This is a genomic window from Stenotrophomonas ginsengisoli (assembly GCF_001431485.1).
Lineage (GTDB): Bacteria > Pseudomonadota > Gammaproteobacteria > Xanthomonadales > Xanthomonadaceae > Stenotrophomonas > Stenotrophomonas ginsengisoli.
The window spans coordinates 1-1,331 of record NZ_LDJM01000064.1 but is presented as its reverse complement, the minus strand read 5'-3'; the positions used below and the strand labels follow the sequence as shown (position 1 = coordinate 1,331).

The 1,331-nt window shown below is 64.5% G+C and carries 1 protein-coding gene; it reads left to right on the top strand.

What is annotated here, in order from left to right; translation table 11 throughout:
• Positions 1–170: 170 nt before the first annotated feature.
• Positions 171–1,214, top strand: coding sequence for an IS110 family transposase (locus ABB30_RS15245; protein ID WP_152980788.1), 1,044 nt, complete (start codon positions 171–173; stop codon positions 1,212–1,214).
• The last annotated feature ends 117 nt before the right edge of the window (positions 1,215–1,331 follow it).

Sequence of the window (1,331 nt, the reverse complement as noted above, 5' to 3'; positions counted from 1 at the left end):
TGTGCCTACCGAGATTTCCATTGTGCTGTTCTTCGGCAGCGTAAGAGTTGTATAAGGGGCAAAGCCTGATCGCGGCCGGGGCCGCTTGTGTCTTGGGCAGGACTACAGTTTGAGGTGAGAGCGAGGTGCGGCAGCCCGCAAGGCCGCAGTGCGCAAGCACGCGTAGGAGTTTGGGCGCCGCACCCCGTCCTCCCCCTTCAGCCCGAACAGTTGACCGGACACGCAGTCCGCACCACAAGCATGGGATCGGGGGGAGTGCTCTCGCTGTCAGCCTACTCCTGGAGCGAGCGATGAACACCTATGTGGGTATCGATATTGCCAAGGCCGAGCTGGTTGCCCATGCCTTGCCGCAGGAACTGCAGCGCAGTTTTGCCAACACTGCCACCGGCCTGAATGAGCTGGTCTGCTGGCTGCATGAGATCGACAGCACCCGGGTCGTCTTCGAGGCAACCGGCGGTTACGAGCGGCTCTTGCTCAAGGCCCTGTTTCAGGCAGGTCTGGCTGCCGAGCGATTGTCGGCCAACCGGCCTCGTGAACTGGCTCGGGCACTGGGGCTGAAAGCCAAGACCGATGCCATCGATGCACGCGTGCTGGCCGTTGCCGCGCAGTTGCTGCCGGCCACGCCGAGCGCGCCATTGCCAGGAAAAACAGTACTTTTGCGCGAATGGTTGCAGGCGCGAAGCGCCCTGGTGAGCGAGCGCGATGCCCATCGCCGGCGTATCAAGCAGCTCGAATCGGCACCGGTAAAAGCCGTGCTCACCGGCTGCATCGACCGGCTGCAGAAGCAGATCCAGCAGATCGAAAAGACCATCGCCAAGCTGCTGGCCGAAGCCCCGGACGGGCTGGCCAAGGCCCCGGGGCTGGGGCCGATCCTGCGGGCTACATTGGCGGCCCGGCTGCCCGAACTGGGCACCGTGAACCGTCGCCAGATCGCCGCGCTGGCCGGGCTGGCCCCCTACAACCGCGATAGCGGACTGTGGCGCGGTCAGCGCCACATCGTGGGCGGCCGCGCCGATGTGCGCAGGGTGCTCTACATGGCCACGTGGAGCGCCATCCGCTGTGACCCGGACATCGGCAGCTGTTACCGCCGGCTGGTAGATGCCGGCAAACCCAGAAAGGCCGCCGCCGTGGCCTGCATGCGCAAATACCTCACCCGTCTGAACGCCATGAAGCGTGACAATACCCCTTGGCAGAGCGTGCCTATGGCTGCCTGATCAAGACAGTTGACTCCTACAGGGCGATTACCCCGCCTGCTCCTGTGGGAGCGCACCTGGGCGCGACGGGCTTTCCCGGCCAAGGCAAAGGCATCGCGGACCTGTATCTTCTACACA